19 protein-coding genes are annotated in these 17,375 nt (G+C 73.7%); 11 read left to right on the top strand and 8 right to left on the bottom strand.

Going from position 1 to position 17,375, the window contains the following annotated elements:
* Positions 1–43: 43 nt before the first annotated feature.
* Together PKA89_RS14915 and PKA89_RS14910 are read left to right on the top strand one after the other, a co-directional pair.
* Complete coding sequence (locus PKA89_RS14915) at positions 44–928, top strand: YegS/Rv2252/BmrU family lipid kinase (protein WP_324420812.1); 885 nt, start codon at positions 44–46, stop codon at positions 926–928.
* 21 nt (positions 929–949) lie between these two features.
* Positions 950–3,730, top strand: coding sequence for a DEAD/DEAH box helicase (locus PKA89_RS14910; RefSeq protein ID WP_324420810.1), 2,781 nt, complete (start codon positions 950–952; stop codon positions 3,728–3,730).
* A 2-nt stretch (positions 3,731–3,732) separates the two neighbouring features.
* On the opposite strand, the gene PKA89_RS14905 is transcribed toward PKA89_RS14910, so the two are convergent.
* A complete protein-coding gene (locus PKA89_RS14905) occupies positions 3,733–4,152 on the bottom strand; it encodes a VOC family protein (RefSeq protein WP_324420808.1) in 420 nt (139 codons plus the stop codon).
* A 118-nt stretch (positions 4,153–4,270) separates the two neighbouring features.
* On the opposite strand from PKA89_RS14905, the gene PKA89_RS14900 reads away from it, so the two are divergent.
* Entirely contained in the window at positions 4,271–4,720 is a 450-nt protein-coding gene (locus PKA89_RS14900; protein WP_324420806.1) for an AraC family transcriptional regulator, read from the top strand.
* On the opposite strand, the gene PKA89_RS14895 is transcribed toward PKA89_RS14900, so the two are convergent.
* Positions 4,686–5,630 (bottom strand): 5'-3' exonuclease, encoded by a 945-nt coding sequence (locus PKA89_RS14895; protein ID WP_324420804.1) that lies wholly within the window; start codon positions 5,628–5,630, stop codon positions 4,686–4,688. The two genes, PKA89_RS14900 and PKA89_RS14895, sit on opposite strands and share 35 nt — an antisense overlap.
* Positions 5,631–5,706: 76 nt before the next feature.
* On the opposite strand from PKA89_RS14895, the gene PKA89_RS14890 reads away from it, so the two are divergent.
* Both PKA89_RS14890 and PKA89_RS14885 read left to right on the top strand, forming a co-directional pair.
* The gene (locus tag PKA89_RS14890) at positions 5,707–6,129 is read left to right on the top strand and encodes an Lrp/AsnC family transcriptional regulator (protein ID WP_324420802.1); all 423 of its coding nucleotides are present in this window, start codon (positions 5,707–5,709) and stop codon (positions 6,127–6,129) included.
* Entirely contained in the window at positions 6,126–6,701 is a 576-nt protein-coding gene (locus PKA89_RS14885) for a DinB family protein (protein WP_324420799.1), read from the top strand. The genes PKA89_RS14890 and PKA89_RS14885 overlap by 4 nt, the downstream gene beginning before the upstream one ends.
* An 11-nt stretch (positions 6,702–6,712) precedes the next feature.
* On the opposite strand, the gene PKA89_RS14880 is transcribed toward PKA89_RS14885, so the two are convergent.
* Entirely contained in the window at positions 6,713–7,684 is a 972-nt protein-coding gene (locus PKA89_RS14880) for an NAD(P)/FAD-dependent oxidoreductase (RefSeq protein WP_324420797.1), read from the bottom strand.
* A gap of 50 nt (positions 7,685–7,734) precedes the next feature.
* On the opposite strand from PKA89_RS14880, the gene PKA89_RS14875 reads away from it, so the two are divergent.
* Positions 7,735–8,307: a helix-turn-helix transcriptional regulator gene (locus PKA89_RS14875; RefSeq protein ID WP_324420795.1), complete on the top strand. Its 573-nt coding sequence runs from the start codon at positions 7,735–7,737 to the stop codon at positions 8,305–8,307.
* Positions 8,308–8,314: 7 nt separating this feature from the next.
* Here the strand turns inward: PKA89_RS14875 and ybaK are convergent, their stop codons facing one another.
* Complete coding sequence (ybaK, locus tag PKA89_RS14870) at positions 8,315–8,800, bottom strand: Cys-tRNA(Pro) deacylase (protein WP_324420793.1); 486 nt, start codon at positions 8,798–8,800, stop codon at positions 8,315–8,317.
* A 24-nt stretch (positions 8,801–8,824) separates the two neighbouring features.
* A complete protein-coding gene (locus PKA89_RS14865; protein ID WP_324420791.1) occupies positions 8,825–10,270 on the bottom strand; it encodes a lysine 2,3-aminomutase in 1,446 nt (481 codons plus the stop codon).
* 87 nt (positions 10,271–10,357) lie between these two features.
* Here PKA89_RS14865 and PKA89_RS14860 point away from each other — a divergent pair, with 87 nt between their 5' ends.
* Positions 10,358–11,416: an L-erythro-3,5-diaminohexanoate dehydrogenase gene (locus PKA89_RS14860; RefSeq protein ID WP_324420789.1), complete on the top strand. Its 1,059-nt coding sequence runs from the start codon at positions 10,358–10,360 to the stop codon at positions 11,414–11,416.
* Here PKA89_RS14860 and PKA89_RS14855 read toward each other — a convergent pair.
* The gene (locus tag PKA89_RS14855; protein ID WP_324420787.1) at positions 11,413–11,805 is read right to left on the bottom strand and encodes a nitroreductase family deazaflavin-dependent oxidoreductase; all 393 of its coding nucleotides are present in this window, start codon (positions 11,803–11,805) and stop codon (positions 11,413–11,415) included. The genes PKA89_RS14860 and PKA89_RS14855 overlap by 4 nt on opposite strands.
* Positions 11,806–11,855: 50 nt before the next feature.
* Here PKA89_RS14855 and PKA89_RS14850 point away from each other — a divergent pair, with 50 nt between their 5' ends.
* Together PKA89_RS14850 and PKA89_RS14845 are read left to right on the top strand one after the other, a co-directional pair.
* The gene (locus tag PKA89_RS14850) at positions 11,856–13,409 is read left to right on the top strand and encodes an amidohydrolase family protein (protein WP_324420785.1); all 1,554 of its coding nucleotides are present in this window, start codon (positions 11,856–11,858) and stop codon (positions 13,407–13,409) included.
* A 76-nt stretch (positions 13,410–13,485) separates the two neighbouring features.
* Positions 13,486–13,902, top strand: coding sequence for a hypothetical protein (locus tag PKA89_RS14845; RefSeq protein ID WP_324420783.1), 417 nt, complete (start codon positions 13,486–13,488; stop codon positions 13,900–13,902).
* A 14-nt stretch (positions 13,903–13,916) separates the two neighbouring features.
* Here the strand turns inward: PKA89_RS14845 and PKA89_RS14840 are convergent, their stop codons facing one another.
* The gene (locus tag PKA89_RS14840) at positions 13,917–14,945 is read right to left on the bottom strand and encodes an aldo/keto reductase (RefSeq protein ID WP_324420781.1); all 1,029 of its coding nucleotides are present in this window, start codon (positions 14,943–14,945) and stop codon (positions 13,917–13,919) included.
* A 240-nt stretch (positions 14,946–15,185) separates the two neighbouring features.
* Here PKA89_RS14840 and PKA89_RS14835 point away from each other — a divergent pair, with 240 nt between their 5' ends.
* Both PKA89_RS14835 and PKA89_RS14830 read left to right on the top strand, forming a co-directional pair.
* Positions 15,186–15,629 carry a hypothetical protein gene (locus tag PKA89_RS14835; RefSeq protein WP_324420779.1) on the top strand — a complete coding sequence of 148 codons (444 nt, stop codon included), beginning with the start codon at positions 15,186–15,188 and terminating at the stop codon, positions 15,627–15,629.
* On the top strand, positions 15,626–16,360 hold the full coding sequence (locus PKA89_RS14830; protein WP_324420777.1) for a DUF4386 domain-containing protein: 735 nt from the start codon (positions 15,626–15,628) through the stop codon (positions 16,358–16,360). The genes PKA89_RS14835 and PKA89_RS14830 overlap by 4 nt, the downstream gene beginning before the upstream one ends.
* Here the strand turns inward: PKA89_RS14830 and PKA89_RS14825 are convergent.
* Positions 16,255–17,211, bottom strand: coding sequence for an HNH endonuclease signature motif containing protein (locus PKA89_RS14825; protein ID WP_324420775.1), 957 nt, complete (start codon positions 17,209–17,211; stop codon positions 16,255–16,257). The two genes, PKA89_RS14830 and PKA89_RS14825, sit on opposite strands and share 106 nt — an antisense overlap.
* Between the last annotated feature and the right edge of the window lie 164 nt (positions 17,212–17,375).

Here is a 17,375-nt window from a genome sequence, read left to right as displayed (position 1 = left end):
CCGCGGCTCCCGCATCCCGTCGGCGGGCGATAGCGTGCGCGCTGTGCGCCTGGGACTCGTCGTCAACCCCACCTCGGGCAAGAACACCGGCCGGCGGATCGGCCTCGAGGCGCTGACCCTGCTGCGGGCCGCCGGGGTCGAGGTGCTCGACCTCTCCGCCGCCGACGCGCCCGGGGCCCTCGAGCACGGCCGGGTCGCCGTCGCCGAGGGGTCCGTCGACGCCGTGGTCGTCGCCGGCGGCGACGGGATGGTCCACCTCGGGGCCAACCTCTGCGCGGGCACCGGCGTCCCGCTGGGGGTCGTCGCCGCCGGCACCGGCAACGACATCGCCCGCGAGCTGGGGCTGCCGGTCCGCGACGCGGCGAAGGCGGTCGAGCGCATCCTCGAGGGCCGCACCCGCGCGGTCGACGCGGTCCGGCAGGTCACGCCGTCGGGGGAGCAGCGGTGGTACCTCGGCGTCCTCGCCGCCGGGTTCGACGCCGTCGTCAACGAGCGGGCCAACCACTGGCGCTGGCCGAAGGGTCCGATGCGCTACAACCTCGCGATCCTGCGCGAGCTCCCGGTCTTCCGGCCGATCCCGTACGCCCTCACGCTCGACGGCGTGCGCCACGAGACCGAGGCGATGCTCGTCGCGGTCGGCAACGGCCCCGCGTACGGCGGCGGGATGCGGGTCACCCCCGACGCCGCCTTCGACGACGGGCTGCTCGACGTCCTCGTCCTCCACCGCCTCCCGGTTCCCGAGTTCCTCCGGGTCTTCCCGAAGGTGTTCAGCGGCACCCACGTCGCGCACCCGGCGGTCGAGGTGCTGCGGGCCCGGGAGGTCCACCTCGAGGCGACCGGCATCGTCTCGTACGCCGACGGCGAGCGGTTCGCCCCGCTGCCGGTCGCCCTCGAGGTCGTCCCGGGCGCGGTGACCGTGCTGGCCTGAGGCCTGACGTAGCCTGAGGCCATGCCCAGTCCCGCCGAGCGGTACGCCGCGGCGAAGGCCCGGCAGCGCCGGGACCGCTCCGAGCTCGGACGCTTCGCCGCCTCCCTCGACTTCCCCCTCGACGACTTCCAGCTACGGGCCTGCGAGGCCGTGGAGGAGGGCAAGGGCGTGCTCGTCGCCGCCCCGACCGGCGCGGGGAAGACGATCGTCGGCGAGTTCGCCGTGCACCTCGCGCTGGCGACCGGGCGGAAGGCGTTCTACACGACGCCGATCAAGGCCCTGTCGAACCAGAAGTACCACGACCTCGTGCGGCGCCACGGCGTCGCGAACGTCGGCCTGCTCACCGGCGACGCCTCGGTCAACGGCGAGGCGCCGATCGTCGTCATGACGACCGAGGTGCTGCGCAACATGATGTACGCGGCCTCCACGACGCTCACCGGGCTGGGGTTCGTCGTCATGGACGAGGTGCACTACCTGGCCGACCGCTTCCGCGGAGCCGTCTGGGAGGAGGTCATCATCCACCTGCCGGAGTCGGTGCAGGTGGTGTCGCTCTCGGCCACGGTGAGCAACGCCGAGGAGTTTGGCGACTGGCTGGCCGAGGTGCGCGGCAACCACGAGGTGGTCGTCTCCGAGCACCGGCCGGTCCCGCTGTTCCAGCACATGATGGTCGGCACGACGATGTTCGACCTCTTCGCCGGCAACCGGGTCAACCCCGACCTGCTGCACGCCATCCGGAACGCCGAGCAGCGCGGCCGGTTCGCCGAGGACGCCCGGCGGCTCGGCGGGCCGGGCGGGCGCCGGGGTGGGCGCAACCAGCGCGACCGAACCGCCCCCCGTGGTTTCGCACGCGGCGGACGGCCCGGCGGCGGAGCCACCCGCGCCGAGGTGGTCGAGGACCTCGACCGCGAGGGACTGCTGCCGGCGATCACGTTCATCTTCAGCCGGGTCGGCTGCGAGGCGGCCGTCGGCCAGCTGCTCGCCGCGGGCACGCGCCTGGTCCCCGAGCGCGAGGGCGACCGCATCCGCCGCCACGTCGAGGAGCGCGTCGAGTCCCTCGCCGACGAGGACCTCGGTGTCCTCGGCTACTGGGACTTCCTCGAGGGGCTGACCCGCGGCTTCGCAGCGCACCACGCGGGCATGCTGCCCATCTTCCGCGAGGTCGTCGAGGAGCTGTTCACCGAGGGTCGCATCCGGGCCGTCTTCGCGACCGAGACCCTCGCCCTCGGCATCAACATGCCGGCCCGCACCGTCGTCCTCGAGAAGCTCGTCAAGTTCAACGGCGAGGCGCACGTCGACATCACCCCGGCCGAGTACACCCAGCTGACCGGCCGGGCGGGGCGGCGCGGCATCGACGTCGAGGGTCACGCGGTCGTCCAGTGGACCCGGGGGATGGACCCGATGGCCGTCGGTGGTCTCGCCTCGACCCGCACCTACCCGCTGCGCTCGAGCTTCCGGCCGACGTACAACATGGCGGTCAATCTCGTCGCCCAGGTCGGCCGCGAGGTGACCCGCGAGCTGCTCGAGACCTCGTTCGCCCAGTTCCAGGCCGACCGCGCCGTCGTCGGCCTGGCCACCCAGCTGCGCAAGAACGAGGAGGGGCTCGACGGCTACGCCGAGGCGATGCACTGCGACCTCGGCGACTTCCGCGAGTACGCGCGGCTGCGCCGGGAGCTGGCCGACGCCGAGAAGGACGGGCGCAAGGCGAAGGCGGCCTCGCGCCGTGCCGAGGCCGTCGTCTCGATGGAGAAGCTGCGGGTCGGCGACGTCATCCGCATCCCGGCCGGGCGGCGGGCCGGGTGGGCGGTCGTCGTGCAGCCGGCCCGGACCGCCAAGGGCGCCCCGACGGGGCCGGGCGTCGTCACCGAGGACAAGCAGTTCCGTCGGCTCACACTCGTCGACGTGCCCGAACCGGTCGAGGCGATGGCCCACGTCAGCGTCCCGAAGCACTTCAACCCCAAGTCGCCGAAGTCCCGCCGCGACCTCGCGACCTCGCTGCGCATCGCCACGCCGCACGGCCTCGAGGACGCCCCGTCCCGGCGTGGGAGGCGGGACGTGACCGCCGCCGAGTCCGACCACGTCGAGCACCTGCGCCGCCAGCTGCGTGACCACCCGTGCCACGAGTGCCCGAAGCGCGAGGAGCACGCCCGCTGGGCCGAGCGGTGGTGGCGGCTCAAGCGCGAGACGACCGGGCTCCAGCGCCGGGTCGAGGGCCGCACGAACACCGTGGCCCGCACCTTCGACCGGATCTGTGAGGCGCTCGAGGCCCTCGGCTACCTCGCCGACGGCGGCACCGTCGTCACCGAGCGGGGCGCGCGGCTGCGCCGGCTCTACAGCGAGAAGGACCTGCTCGCCGCCGAGTGTCTGCGCCACGACGTCTGGAAGCGACTCGACGCGCCGGGCCTCGCGGCGGCGGTGTCCGCGCTCGTCCACGAGCCCCGGCACGAGGAGGCCGACGTCTCGCCCCGGATGCCCACCGACGACGTCGCCGACGCGGTCAAGGCCATGGAGCGGCTGTGGTCGCAGATCGAGGACCTTGAGACCGAGCACGACCTGCCGACGACGTCGATGCCGGACGGCGGCATGGCGTGGATGGTGCACCGCTGGGCCTCCGGCGGGCGGCTGGACGACGTGCTGCGCGGCCAGGACATGGCCGCCGGCGACTTCGTCCGCCGCTGCAAGCAGCTCGTCGACCTGCTCGACCAGGTCGGGGACGCCGCGACCGACACCGAGCTGCGGCGCACCGCGCGCAAGGCGGTCGACGCGGTGATGCGCGGTGTCGTCGCGGCGGACCGCCTCGACTGACGTCAGCCGGAGACGTCCTCGTAGACCTCGCCGATGCGGATGTGGTTGCCGAACGGGTCCCGGATCGCGAAGTCCCGACCGTAGGGCTGCTGGACGATCTCCTGGGTCACGTCGACGTCGGCCGCACCGACCTTCTCCCACATCCCGTCGAGGTCGTCGGTCGTGAACGCGAGCCAGCCGCCTCCCGCGCCCTTGGCGACCAGGGCGCGCACCTGCTCGGCGGTCTCCTCGTCGTGCCCGGGAGGCCCCGGCTTCTCGAGGAGGGTGACCTTCGTGTCGCCGGGGACGCGGACGGTCAGCCAGCGCATGGGACCGAAGTCCATGTCGTCGGCGACCTCGAGGCCGAGGACCTCGGTGTAGAACTGCTTGGCCTCGTCCTGGTCGAAGACGAAGATCGAGGAGATGTTGTTGCGTGTCAGCATGGTGGCGTTCCTTCCGTCGTGGGTGTCGGGGACGACGCTAGGCGGGGCTTCGGCGGGCTCGCTTCTCCGAAAGTGCGCTTCCGCGAACCGGTTTCCCGGCACGCCCTACGGTGGGCGGGTGAGCGCCGCCGAGGAGGACCGCAACCGGCGGCTGCTGCGCGCCCGCGACGCGATCGACCGGCGGTTCACCGAGCCCCTCGACGTCGACGCCCTCGCCGCCGTGGCCTTCATGGGGCGGGCCCACTTCATCCGCGAGTTCAAGAAGGTCTTCGGCGAGACCCCCCACCGCTACCTCCAGCGGCGTCGCATCGAGCGGGCGATGACCCTGTTGCGCACGACGGACACCCCGGTCACCGACGTCTGCATGGCCGTGGGCTTCTCGAGCCTCGGCACCTTCAGCCGCACCTTCACCGAGGTCGTCGGGGTGCCGCCGAGCAGCTACCGGGGGGTGCCCGACCCGGCGACCGGGTTCGTCCCGACCGCGTTCCGGATGCGCTGGACGCGTCCGGTGGGGGAGCGCGGCGGGCGGGACGTCAGCCGAGGCCCAGGGCCGTCAGCAGCCGGCTGACCGGGTTCTCGATGCCGTACCGCGCCGCGAGCTCGTCGAGGGCGAGCCGGTCGGCCACCTGACGCGGGAGGGCGAGGTCCACCTGCGGCACGGGTGCGTCGCGGACGACCCGGACGACCGTCGGCGCGACGTCGAGGTAGTCGGCGGCCGCCTCGAGGTTGGTGCGCCGGGCGCCCTTGATCGCCGGGTCGCCGGACTCGACCGCGGCCCGGAGCGCTGCGAGCGACCCGTACTGCTCGATGAGCTGGGCGGCGGTCTTGTCGCCGATGCCCCTGACGCCGGGGAGCCCGTCGCTCGTGTCGCCGCGCAGGACCGACATCTCGAGGTAGGCCTCGCCGGTCGGGACGCCGTACTTCTCGCGAAGCATCGACTCGGTCGCGACGTCCGGCTCGCGCACGCCGCCCTTGCCCGTGTAGAGCACGCGCACGGCGTTGGCGTCGTCGACGAGCTGGAGCAGGTCGCGGTCACCGGTGACGACGTCGACGGGCATCACGCCGAGGTGGCGGGTGGTCAGCGTGCCGATGACGTCGTCGGCCTCGTGGTCGGGGACCCCGACCCGGGCGATGCCGACGGCGGCGAGGGCGTCGCGGATGAGCGGCACCTGGGGGGTCAGGTCGTCGGGGCTCTCCTCGACGGTCGCCGAGCCCTCGGTGAGCCGGTGGGTCTTGTAGGTCGGGACGAGGTCCCCCCGCCACTGCGGACGCCAGTCGTCGTCCCAGCAGGCGACGAGGTGGGTGGGCCGGTGCTGGGTCACGAGGGTCGCGATCATGTCGAGGAAGCCGCGTAGCGCGTTGGTCGGCGTCTCGGACTCGTCCTTGCGCTGGTCCGGGACGCCGTAGAAGGCGCGGAAGTAGAGCGAGGCGGAGTCGAGGAGCAGCAGCTTCGGGAGGCGTCCGTCGTCGAGCGGCATGCGGGGAGCCTACGGGGCCGGCCCTGCGGTCGGCGCGTCCACGCCGGGGTGCGGGCCCGCGCACTACGCTGACCGCGTGGAAGACCTCGACCGGCGCATCGTCGACCTGCTCACCGAGGACGGCCGGATCAGCTACACCGACCTCGGCAAGGCCCTCGGCATGTCGACCTCGGCGGTGCACCAGCGGGTGCGCCGGCTCGAGCAGCGTGGCGTCGTCAAGGGGTACACCGCCAAGGTGGACCACCGCGCGCTCGGGCGCGAGCTGACCGCCTTCATGTCGGTCACGCCGCTGGACCCCTCGCAGCCGGACGACATCGCCGAGCGGCTGCAGGACATCTCCCAGATCGAGGAGTGCCACAGCGTCGCCGGGGACGAGAACTACATCCTCAAGGTGCGGGTCGCCACGCCGTCCGAGCTCGAGGACCTCATCGCCCGCATCCGCAGCGCCGCCCACGTCTCCACCCGCACGACGGTGGTCCTCTCGACGCCGTGGGAGTGAGCATCCCGCCGGGCCTCCCGAGCGACCTGCACACGTACCTCCAGGACGCCCGCGACTCGATGCTGCGCTCGCTCGACGGACTCTCCGAGTACGACGTCCGACGTCCGCTGACCCCGACGGGCACCAACCTGCTCGGGCTGGTCAAGCACCTCGCGGGCGTCGAGGTCGGGTACTTCCTGCAGTCGCTGGGGCGCCCGGCGCCGACGCTGCCCTGGGAGGAGGACGGCTCCGTCTGGGACGGCGGGGACATGTGGGCTCGGGCCGACGAGACCCAGGAGTGGGTCGTCGACCTGTACCGGGAGGCCTGGGCGCTGTCCGACGCCGCCCTGGCCGAGGTGCCGCTCGACGCCCCGGCCGAGCCGCCGTGGTGGCCCGAGGCCACACGGCGGACGACCTTCGGCCATCTCGTGGTCCGGGTGGCCACCGAGACCGCGCAGCACGCCGGGCACGCCGAGATCCTCCGCGAGGCCATCGACGGGCAGGTCGGACGGGACGCTGCGTCGTTCGGCGACACCGAGCGCTGGGAGCGCTTCGTCGGCGACATCCGGGCCGCCGCCGACGCGCACCGCTGAACGCGGCCGGGTCAGCCCGCGGCGAGCCGCCGCTCCTGGTGCTCCGCGACGAGCTCGGCGTTGAGGAGCGCCCCGGTGCGCGTGCCGGCCGCGGCGACCATGACCACCTGCGCCATCGGCTCGGCCACGTTGCCGAGCGCCCACACGCGGGGAACCGTGGTGCGGCCCACCGGGTCCGCGGCGACGTGCCGTGCCGCCACGGACCCGAACACCTCGAGGTCGGCGAGCGGCACGCCGAGCGCGTCGAGCACCGCCGAGCGTGCCTCGACGACGGAGGCCACGGCCACGGCGTCGGCCGGGACCACACCACCCGGCGTCTCGAGGCCGACGAGCACGCCGTCGCACTCGACGACGCCCGTCGCGGGTCCGTCGACGACCTCGACACCGAGCCGGGTCAGCCGGTCACGGGCCGAGCCGTCGAGGGCGTCCGGGGTGTGCGCCAGGACGGTGAGCCGGTCGGTCAGCTGCCCGAAGAGGCCGGCTTGGTGGGCTGCCGCGGCTCCGGTGGCGAGGACGACGACCCGTCGGTCGCGCACCTCCCACCCGTGGCAGTAGGGGCAGTGCACGACCTCGCGACCCCAGTGCCGGGCGAGGCCGGGGACCTCGGGCAGCCGGTCGACGGCACCGCTCGCGACGACGAGGTGACGGGCGCGCCAGCACCGGCCGTCGGCGGACCGGACGAGGACGGTCCCACCCTCGTGCTCGGCGTCGACGGCCTCGGCCCGCTCGACGCGACCACCGTAGGACTCCAGCTCGGCCCGGCCGCGGGCGAGGAGGTCGGCGGGCGGCACGCCGTCGTGCCCGAGGAAGGCGTGCACGCCGTCGGCCGGGGCGTTGCGCGGCTCGCCGGTGTCGAGGACGACGACGTCGCGGCGGGAGCGGGCGAGCACGGTGGCGGCGGACAGGCCCGCGGCGCCGCCCCCGACGACGAGGACGTCGACGGCGATCGGGGAGGGGAGCGCAGAGGGGGAGATGGTGGTCATCCGTCGAGGGTGGGCTCGCCGCGTGTCGACCGGCAAGGTACGTTGCCGGAATGGCAAATCTCGACCCGGTCGCCGTCGGTCACCGGCTGCGCGACGTGCGGGCCCGGCGGCGGCTGACCCTGGCCGAGGTCTCCGGCGACACCGGCATCTCGGTGAGCACCCTCTCGCGGCTGGAGTCGGGCGCGCGCCGGGCCACCCTCGAGCTCCTCGTCTCGCTGGCGCGCACCTACCGGGTCACCCTCGACGAGCTGGTCGACGCCCCCGTGACCGGCGACCCTCGCGTGCACCTCAAGCCGCTGGACCAGCCGCACGGCACGGTCATCCGGCTCACCGCGCGGGTCGGTGGCCCCCGCGCGTTCAAGATGGTGCTGCGGCCCGACGAGCGCGCGCCGGACCCCCGCAGCCACGAGGGCTACGACTGGATCTACGTGCTCGACGGCCGGCTGCGGCTCGTGCTCGGTGAGCACGACGTCGTCCTCACCGTCGGCGAGGTCGCCGAGTTCGACACCCGGACGCCGCACTGGTTCGGCTGCGCGGACGAGCGGCCGGTCGAGCTGCTGAGCATCATGGGGCCGCAGGGCGAGCGAATGCACGTGCGCGCCCGGCCCCGCGCCGGCAGCTGAGCGTCCCCTACCGGGCGATGTCCGCGACGCTCGCGCCGGTGACCCGGACGAGGTCGGCGGGGGAGAGGCCGAGGTCGAGGCCGCGCCGGCCGCCGGAGACGTAGACGACCTCGAACAGCTCGGCCGACTCGTCGACGACCGTCGGCAGGGCCCGCTTCTGGCCGACCGGCGAGATGCCGCCGACGACGTAGCCGGTCGAGCGCTCGGCCTCGGCCGGGTCGGCCATCGTCACCCTCTTGACGCCGAGCGCGGTCGCCATCGCCTTGAGGTCGAGCTGCCCGGCGACCGGGACGACGCCGACCGCCAATCCCGACCCGGTGTCGACGAGGAGGGTCTTGAACACCTGCTCCGCCGGCAGCCCGAGGACCGCGGCCGCCTCGAGCCCGTAGGACGGCGCGGCGGGGTCGTGGTCGTACGCATGCTGGGTGAACGTGACGCCCGCCGCCGTGAGGGCCACGGTGGCAGGCGTCCCGGAGGGTGCGCGGCGGGCCATGCCGCCGAGCCTAGGGCCGGTCGCTCAGACGAGGTCGGCGGCCGAGGCCGCGCGTGACGCACCCGCCCCGGCGAGGGCCTTCTCGTGCGCCGCCTCGACGTCGGTGTTCTTCCGCCACCACGCCTGGCCGGCCTCCGGCAGCGTGTAGATCGGGTCGTAGTAGACGTACTCGCGCGACAGCGCCTCGGCGTCGTCGCCCTCGATCGAGGTGCGGTAGTTCTTGCGCCAGAACGACATCCCCTTCTCGGTGTCGTAGCTGTCGACCTGGTGCACCCAGCGCTTGCCGACGAACGGGACGTCGCAGACGATGCGCGGCGTGGCGAAGCCGGGGAGGTAGCCCATGATCGCGTGCTGGAGGTGCTGGGCCTCGCGCAGCGAGAGCCGCCAGTGCTCGGAGAAGGGGATCATGTCGCACATGTAGAAGTAGTACGGCGTGATGCTCGCGTCGTCCTGGAGCGCGAAGCAGAGGTCGAGCAGCTGCTCGGAGGTGTCGTTGACCCCGCGCATGAGGACGCCCTGGTTGCGGACGTCGCGGACGCCGGCCTCGAGCATCGTCCGGGCCGCCTCGGCCACGAGCGGCGTCACCGACTCGGCGTTGTTGACGTGCGTGTGGATGGCGAGCGAGACACCGCGCGAGCGGGCCTTCGCGCTGACCCGGGCCACGCCCTCGACGACGTCGGGCTGCAGCCAGTGCTGCGGCAGGCCCATGAGGGCCTTGGTCGCGAGCCGGATGTCGCGGACGGACTCGACGTCGAGGAGCTTGTCGAGGAACCCCTCGAGGTTCTTCCATGGCATGTTGGCGACGTCGCCGCCGGAGACGACGACGTCGCGGACGCCGGGCGTCCGCTGGAGGTAGTCGAGCATCGCCGCGTAGCGGTCGACGGGCTTGCCGGCGAGCTTGAGCTTGGCGAACTGGGGGGTCGAGTTGCCGACGAGGTCCATCCGGGTGCAGTGGCCGCAGTACTGCGGGCAGGTCGGGAGCATCTCCGCGAGCACCTTGGTCGGGTAGCGGTGGGTCAGCCCCTCCACGGCCCACATGTCGTGCTCGTGCAGGCTGTCGCGGGCGGCGAACGGGTGGCTCGGCCAGTCGACCCGGCGGTCGGAGAACACCGGGAGCATGTAGCGGCGCACCGGGTCGGCGTAGAACGCCTCGGTGAAGGCCGCGCCGGAGGACGGCACCGGGCCCTCGGTCGAGGCGACCATCGTGTTGAGCATCTGCGGCGGGACGAGCATCGACATCGTGGCCCGCTCGGCCTGGTCGCGCTCGAGGTCGGCGTAGAACCGGTCCTCGAGGAGGTCGCCCATCACGGCGCGCAGCTGAGCGACGTTCTTCACGCAGTGGGCGCGCTGCCACTGCGCGCTGGCCCAGTCCTGCGCGGTGACGTCCCGCCACCCGGGCAGACGGGTCCAGTCGGGTTCGGCCAGCTCGCGGCGACGGTACGCGTAGGGCTGCTCGATGCTCGTGACCATGCGTGGCAGGATACGGGACGGATGACGCCCAACGCACGTCCTCACCGCAAGTCCTGCGGCGGCGTGTCGGATCGTGAGGAGATTCTTGTGCGCACGACCCCCAGCTCGCCCGTCGGCATCCACCGCGTCCTCGATCCCGCCGGGGCGTCGCTCCCGCAGGCCGCCCGGGTCCTCGACGCGGGGCCGGAGCTGTGGCCGGACGAGGTGCGGATCGACGTCGAGACCCTCAACCTCGACGCCGCCTCCTTCCGCCAGCTCACCGAGAAGCACGCCGGCGACGGCGCGGCGGTGCGGGCCGAGGTGCTCGCGATCGTCGCGGAGCGCGGCAAGATGCAGAACCCGGTGACGGGCTCGGGCGGGATGCTCGTCGGCACCGTCGCCGAGGTGGGGCCGCAGTCGCCGCTCGGGCTCGCGGTGGGGGACCGGGTGGCCACCCTGGTCTCCCTGTCGCTGACGCCGCTCACCCTGACCGACCGGCTGGAGCGGTGGGACGGCCGGTCCGAGCGGGTTCCGGCCAGGGGGACGGCGGTGCTCTTCGGCCGCTCGATCGCCGCCCGGCTCCCGGACGACCTCGCGCCCGAGCTCGCCCTCATGGTGATGGACGTCTGCGGCGCGCCGGCGCTCGTCGCGCGGGTGGTGGCCGAGCACCTGTCGCGGGGGAGCGCGCCGACGGTCGCGGTCCTCGGCGCCGCCGGGAAGTCGGGCTCGCTGTCGCTCGCCGCCGCGCGGGACGCCGGCGCCGGTCGCCGCATCGGCGTCGTGCCGACCGAGTCCGAAGCGGCTCTGCTGCGGCCCACGGGGCTGGCCGACGAGGTCGTCGTCGCCGACGCCCGGTCACCGCTCGGGCTGTCCGAGGCGGTGGCCGCCGCGGGTGGCCCGGCCGACGTCACCGTCGTCTGCGTCGACGTGCCGGGCTGCGAGCAGCCCGCCGTCCTCGCCACGGCGCAGGGCGGCACGATCATCTACTTCTCGATGGCCACGAGCTTCGCCGCGGCCGCGCTCGGGGCCGAGGGCCTCGCGGCCGACGTCCGGATGCTCGTCGGCAACGGCTACGTGCCGGGGCACGCCGACCTCGCCGTCGACCTCGTGCGCCGAGACCCCGCGGTTCGCGGCCTGTTCGAGTCCCGGCTCGCGGCCGAGGACTAGACCGGGCGGCTCGCGAGGACCGGGAGCTCGACGAAGCCGTCGACACCGGCGACGCCCAGGACCGCGCGGACGTGGGCGGGCATCCGCTGCCGCCCGTCGTCGGCCGAGAGGTCGACGGGTGCCCCGAGCGTGAGGATCTCGCGACCGAGCCGCATCCGGCATCCTCCGGCGGCCCGGACGTTGCGCAGCCAGTCGACCCGGGGGCCGTAGGTCAGGGCGAGGGTGACCCGGTCGCCGTCGCGGAAGGCGTTGACCGGGTTGCGGTAGGTGCGCCCGGACCGCCGGCCGACGTGCTCGATCTCGGCGAACGACCCGAGTCCGACGAGGTGGACCATCACCTTGTTGGTCACACGCTTGTTGAACCGTCCGATCGCCAGCGGGAGGGTCATGCAGCCACGCTACGACCGGCCGCCGCGGGACGCCTCCTAGAGTGGCGACCGTGCCGAGCACCCTCTACCGCCGTGGTCGTGTCCGCGCCGCCGAACGCCCGGACGCGTCGGCGTTCGCCGTCGGGGACGACGGGCGGCTGGCCTGGGTGGGGGACGAGGCGGGGGCGGAGTCGCACGCCGACGCGGTGGACCTGGTCGTCGACCTCGACGGTGCCCTCGTCCTGCCCGGGTTCGTCGACGCCCACGCCCACGTCTCGCACACCGGGCTCGGGATGCGGGGGGTCGACCTGGCCGGCACCCGCACGGTCACCGAGGCCCTCGACCTCGTCGCGACCGCCGCGCGGGAGGCGCCCGGCGCACCGGTGTTCGCGCACGGGTGGCAGGAGCAGGACTGGACCCGCGAGCGGGCGATGACCTCGATCGAGCTCGACCGGGCGACCGGTGGTGGCGTGGTGTACGCCTCGCGGATCGACGGCCACTCGGCGGTGGTGTCGACCGCCCTCGTCGCCCTCTGCGGCGCCGACGCCCTCGACGGGTGGTCGGCCTCGGGCTTCGTCGTCCGCGACGCGAAGAACGCCGCCCGAGCGGCCTTCGACGCCGCGCGCAGCCACGCCGACCGGCGCCGCGACGTCGAGTCCGCGCTGCGGGCGGCCGCAGCGCTGGGCATCGTCTCCGTCCACGAGTGCGGCGGACCGCTGCTCACCTCGGCCGAGGACTTCGCCGACGTCCTCGACCTCGGCCGCCGGGCGGACCTGCCCGAGACCGTCGGCTACTGGGCCGAGGCGGTGACCGAGCCGGGTCAGGCCCGCTCGCTGGCGGCGCTGCACGGCGCGGTGGGCCTCGGCGGCGACCTCAACATCGACGGCTCGATCGGGTCGCACACGGCGCTGCTCCGCGGTGACTACGCGGACGAACCGGGCTGCCGCGGAACGGCGTACCGGGATGCGGCCGCGGTGCGCGACCACGTCGCCGCGTGTGCCCTCGCGGGGGTGCAGAGCGGGTTCCACGTCATCGGCGATGCCGGCCTCGACCTCGTCCTCGAGGGGTACGTGCGGGCGGCGGAGCTGGTCGGGGAGGACGTCGTACGCGCGTCACGGCCCCGGCTCGAGCATGCCGAGATGGTCGACGCCGCCGGCATCGCGACGATGGCGCGGCTCGGCATCGGCGCGAGCGTCCAGCCCGCCTTCGACGCGTACTGGGGCGGGCGAGAGGGGATGTACGCGGCCCGCCTCGGTGCCGACCGCGGCGTCGCCACCAACCCGTACGCCTCGTTCGTCGCGTCCGGGGTACGGCTGGGGTTCGGAGCGGACTCGCCGGTGACCCCGTTCGCGCCGTGGGTCGCCGTGCGGGCGGCGGTCGAGCACCGGGACGAACGGCAACGGGTGGACCCGGCGACGGCGCTGGCGGCGCACACCACGGGAGGCCGGGAGCTGGCCGGGCGGCCCGGGGGAGAGCTCGTGGTCGGTGCGCCCGCCACGTTCGCCGCGTGGTCGGTCGGCGCCTTCCACCAGGACGGGCTGCCCGTCCTCGGCGGCGGCGCACCGCTGCCGGAGTGCCTCCTCACGGTCGCCGACGGCATCGCCCTCTTCGACGCCCGCGGCTGACCGGGCACGGCCGCAGTATCACGCGGCGGCCCGGGTGCTCCTCAGGGTGAACGTCCACCCTCACCCAGGAGACACCATGGAACTCAACGACTCTGACCTCTTCCTGCGGTTCATCGCCCTGCGGAACCCGTACGTGTGGGAGGTCGTCGGCGGCGGCCCCCTCGGCCGGCTCGGGCAGGTCGCCCTCAACCCGCAGCCCCTGCCACCCCACGAGATCGGTGCGGCGCTCGTGGCGGTCCTCGCCGAGCGGGCGGCGGTGCACGGCAGCTTCTCCCGGTTCGCCGAGGACATCGAGGACTGGTGTGGGACGGGGTGGCCGCACCACATCCCCAAGCCCAAGGGCGAGGGGCCCGACCCGCTGCCGTGGCGGGTCTTCCTGGGGGCGGCCGTCGCGGCCGTCGAGCTGGCGCACGGGCTCGACGGCACGGACGCCGAGCAGGTGGCAGCCGGCGCCCAGAGGCTCTTCGAGCAGGCGGGCCGGTTCGGCGGCTGACGACCGGGGGCCGGCTAGCCGCCCGCGAGGTCGCGACTGCGCTGGTCGGTGCCCAGGTGCCCGTAGGGGTAGTCGGTGGCGCCGAGGTCGCTCGCCCGGTCGAGGTCGGCGCACTCCTCGGCCGACAGCTCGAGTCCCGCGGCCTCGAGGTTGGTCCGCAGCTGTTCGGTGGTGCGGGCACCGAGGATGGTCGAGGTCACGCCGGGGCGGTTGTTCACCCAGGCGAGGGCAACCTCCGGCATGGAGATGCCGCGGGTCTCGGCGACCTCGGCCACGGCGTCGATGATCCGCCAGGTGCGGTCGCTGCCGCGTCGGTCGTACGCCTCCATCCCCCGGTCGGGGTCGTCCCCGAGCCGGGTGTCCCCGGTGGGCCGCTCGTCGCGCCGGTACTTGCCCGAGAGCCAGCCCCCTCCGAGCGGGCTCCAGGGAAGCAACCCGATGCCGGCGTCGAGGGCTGCCGGCACGACCTCCCACTCGATCTCGCGGACGATGAGGCTGTACTGGGGCTGCAGCGTCACCGGCGCGTGCAGACCCAGCGCCCTCGCGGTCAGTACCGCCTTGGTGAGCTGCCACCCGGTGAAGTTCGAGAGACCGTAGTAGCGGACCTTCCCGGCCCTCACGAAGCCGTCGAGCGTGCGCAGCGTCTCCTCCAGCGGCGTGTGCGCGTCGTATGCGTGGGCCTGGTAGAGGTCGACGACATCGACCCCGAGCCGGCCCAGGGATGCATCGAGGGCACGGGTCAGGTGCCGGGCCGACAAGCCGTTGCCGTTGGGGCCCGGGTCGGTCGCGAACCGGCCCTTGGTGGCCAGGACCACGCGCTCAGTCACCTCACGCGGGCGCGCGGCCAGCCACCGTCCGATGATCTCCTCGGACACCCCTGCGGAGTACACGTCGGCGGTGTCGACCAGCGTGCCGCCCGCCTCGAGGAAGACGTCGAGCTGCTCGTGCGAGCCGGCCTCGTCGGTCTCGGTTCCGAAGGTCATGGTGCCGAGCGCGAGCTCGGAGACCGCACATCCGCTGTGGCCGAGGAGTCGATAACGCATGGATCGACACTAGTCCGGGCCCTGACGACCCGGGTGCTCGCGACCAGTCGTCACCTCTCGCGGCGTCCGTGTCCGCCCCGCCATGTGACGTTGCCACCACGTCGGCTCCGCCGGTCGCGTGGAGCGGGATGCTGGTGGCGGGCCGAGTGAGGCTCGGCCGGTCGGAGATGCGTCATGGACGTGGTCGAGGCGACCCGAACCCGGGCCGGGGGACGGGCGAAGACGGCGCGGGGCGCCTGGGTGGCGCTCACGCTCTCGGGGGCAGCAACGTTCTGGGCAGCCAACCTGCTGATCTCGCTGACCCCGGCGGCCGCCGCCTACCGGTCGGCCCAGTCGATCGACTACGTCCCGATGCTCGTCGAGGCGGCTGCGGGAGGGCTGGTCCTCGCGGGCCTGTTCAGCCTGATCATGCTGCGCTGGGGAGCTCGCCTGCCGGGTTCGGGGCGGCTGTGCCATGCGCTGTTCCTCGCCATCTGCGCACTCGTCCTCGTGACAGCCTTCGTCGAGGTGCCCGCGAAGCTCGGGGCCGGTGGCGACGACCCCGGCAGGTGGCTGCTCGTCGCCACCGTCATCAACACCATCCGGATCGTGGCCCTGGGCCTGACGATCGGCCTCGTCGGGCGCGTCCGCGACGACGCCGCTGACAGTGACAGCCCGCGGGCGACCGGAGAGGACACACCATGACCAGCACCCTCAGCACAGCCCGGGCCACCACGCCGGACGCCTGGGATCGCACCGGGCTGGCGCGGTGGGCCGGTGGGCTCTACCTCGCGTACATCCTCACCAACGTGCTCGCCAGCTCTGTCGGCCACATCGGCCTCAGCGACGCCCAGACCCTGCGCACCACGATCGCCGACCACGAGCCGTCGTTCCGGATCGGGTTCGTCGCAGCGCTGCTCTCGGGCCTGCTCTTCGTCACCACCGCGTGGGCGCTCTCCACCCTGTTCCGGCCCGTGGACCAGAGCCTGGCCCTGCTCCTGCTCGTCCTCAACGCTGTCGGGGTGGCCGTCCAGCTCGCCAGCTACCTGCCACTTCTCACCGTCCTCGCCCAAGGCGACCACTCCCTGGGGCTGTCAGGCCTCACCGACCCGCAGCTCGACACCATGGCGATGCTCTCGCTCTCCACCTACCGTGTCGGGTTCGTCACGGCTCAGCTCTTCTTCTCCGCATGGCTCTTCCCCCTCGGCTGGCTCGTGCTGCGCTCAGGGTTCCTTCCCCGCCTGCTGGGATGGCTGCTCCTGCTCGACGGCGTCGCAGTGCTCGTCTGGTTCCTGCAGACCCTCCTGGCCCCGGCGTACCCCGCGATCAGCTACCCCATGTGGGTCATCGGGTTCGTCGCCGAAGTCGGCCTCGCGCTCTGGCTCGTCCTCAAGGGCACGAAGGCCGAGGCGCCGACCAGCGACCCCGCGTCCTGACCGGCGCGCTCGTGCAGACGGCGGTGCTGGGGTTCGGTGGTGCGGGTGACGGCGTTCGGGCCGTGCCAGGTGAGGGTGCCGTCGGGGTCGAGGACCGGTCGCCAGCGGTGGGTCTGCTTGAAGCGGTGGTGGTGGCGGCAGAGGGACTCGAGCTCGGTGGGGGTGGTGGTCCCGTCGGGCCAGGCTCTCGCGTGGTCGAGGTCGCAGCGTTCGGCGGGTCGGGTGCAGCCCCACATCCGGCAGGTGCCGTCCCTGCTCCTGACGAAGTCGGCGATCGCACGGGTGGGCCGGTAGGCGGCGGTGGTCAGGGAGGCCAGGGTCCCGGTCTCGGCGTCGAGGACGGCCCGGGCCACCTCCAGCGGCGGGGTCTTCAGCAGGTTGGCCATCGTCGTGGCGTCGACCCAGCCGACGCCGGGCAGCTGTGCGCCGGACACGGCGCTGCCGATGGACACGGGTGCCATGGTCATCGTCCGGTCACCCTCGAGCTCGGGCGGCGCCTCCCGCCAGGACAGCTCCTCGCGGGAGGCGGGGTCGAGGTCGGCGTACCGGGTCACCTCACCGGTGACCGAGTCGACGACGGTCTCGTCGTCGTCCCAGTCGACCCGGAACAGCTCCCCGGTCACGGGTTGCGGGGTGGACTGGTCGGTGACGACCGGCACCCCGAGCGTCACCTGCGCGGAGACGGTCACGTTCCGCAGCACCAGGTCGGCCAGCGCATCCGCGCGCGCCGCGGGCAGCGACAGGTCGGCGTCGACCGTGCGGTACTGCCCGGCCAGCTCCTCCACCGCCGACCACATCGCCGCACTCGTGGCGGTCGGCAGGGACCCGAACCAGTCGGTCAGCCCGTCCACCCGGCGCGGACCTCGACGCACCGACCGCGCATCGTCGACTCGGCGTGCGCGGCGACCTGGTCGGCCGCCACCCGCGCCGCGACCCGCCGGGCCTCGGAGGTCACCCGGGCCGGGTCCATCGACCCCAGCCGGCCCGCCAGCTCGGCATCCACCCGCAGGCACGC

Origin of the sequence: Phycicoccus sp., assembly GCF_035325325.1 — a bacterium.
In the GTDB taxonomy this organism is placed as follows: Bacteria; Actinomycetota; Actinomycetes; order Actinomycetales; family Dermatophilaceae; genus Phycicoccus.
This window is presented reverse-complemented; position numbering and strand designations above follow the sequence as displayed.

Coding starts and splice junctions, on each gene's coding strand:
- PKA89_RS14910 (WP_324420810.1), top strand. CDS start 950: ATGCCCAGTCCCGCCGAGCGGTACGCCGCGGCGAAGGCCCGGCAGCGC.
- PKA89_RS14905 (WP_324420808.1), bottom strand. CDS start 4,152: ATGCTGACACGCAACAACATCTCCTCGATCTTCGTCTTCGACCAGGAC.
- PKA89_RS14895 (WP_324420804.1), bottom strand. CDS start 5,630: ATGCCGCTCGACGACGGACGCCTCCCGAAGCTGCTGCTCCTCGACTCC.
- PKA89_RS14880 (WP_324420797.1), bottom strand. CDS start 7,684: ATGACCACCATCTCCCCCTCTGCGCTCCCCTCCCCGATCGCCGTCGAC.
- PKA89_RS14875 (WP_324420795.1), top strand. CDS start 7,735: ATGGCAAATCTCGACCCGGTCGCCGTCGGTCACCGGCTGCGCGACGTG.
- ybaK (WP_324420793.1), bottom strand. CDS start 8,800: ATGGCCCGCCGCGCACCCTCCGGGACGCCTGCCACCGTGGCCCTCACG.
- PKA89_RS14865 (WP_324420791.1), bottom strand. CDS start 10,270: ATGGTCACGAGCATCGAGCAGCCCTACGCGTACCGTCGCCGCGAGCTG.
- PKA89_RS14855 (WP_324420787.1), bottom strand. CDS start 11,805: ATGACCCTCCCGCTGGCGATCGGACGGTTCAACAAGCGTGTGACCAAC.
- PKA89_RS14845 (WP_324420783.1), top strand. CDS start 13,486: ATGGAACTCAACGACTCTGACCTCTTCCTGCGGTTCATCGCCCTGCGG.
- PKA89_RS14840 (WP_324420781.1), bottom strand. CDS start 14,945: ATGCGTTATCGACTCCTCGGCCACAGCGGATGTGCGGTCTCCGAGCTC.
- PKA89_RS14830 (WP_324420777.1), top strand. CDS start 15,626: ATGACCAGCACCCTCAGCACAGCCCGGGCCACCACGCCGGACGCCTGG.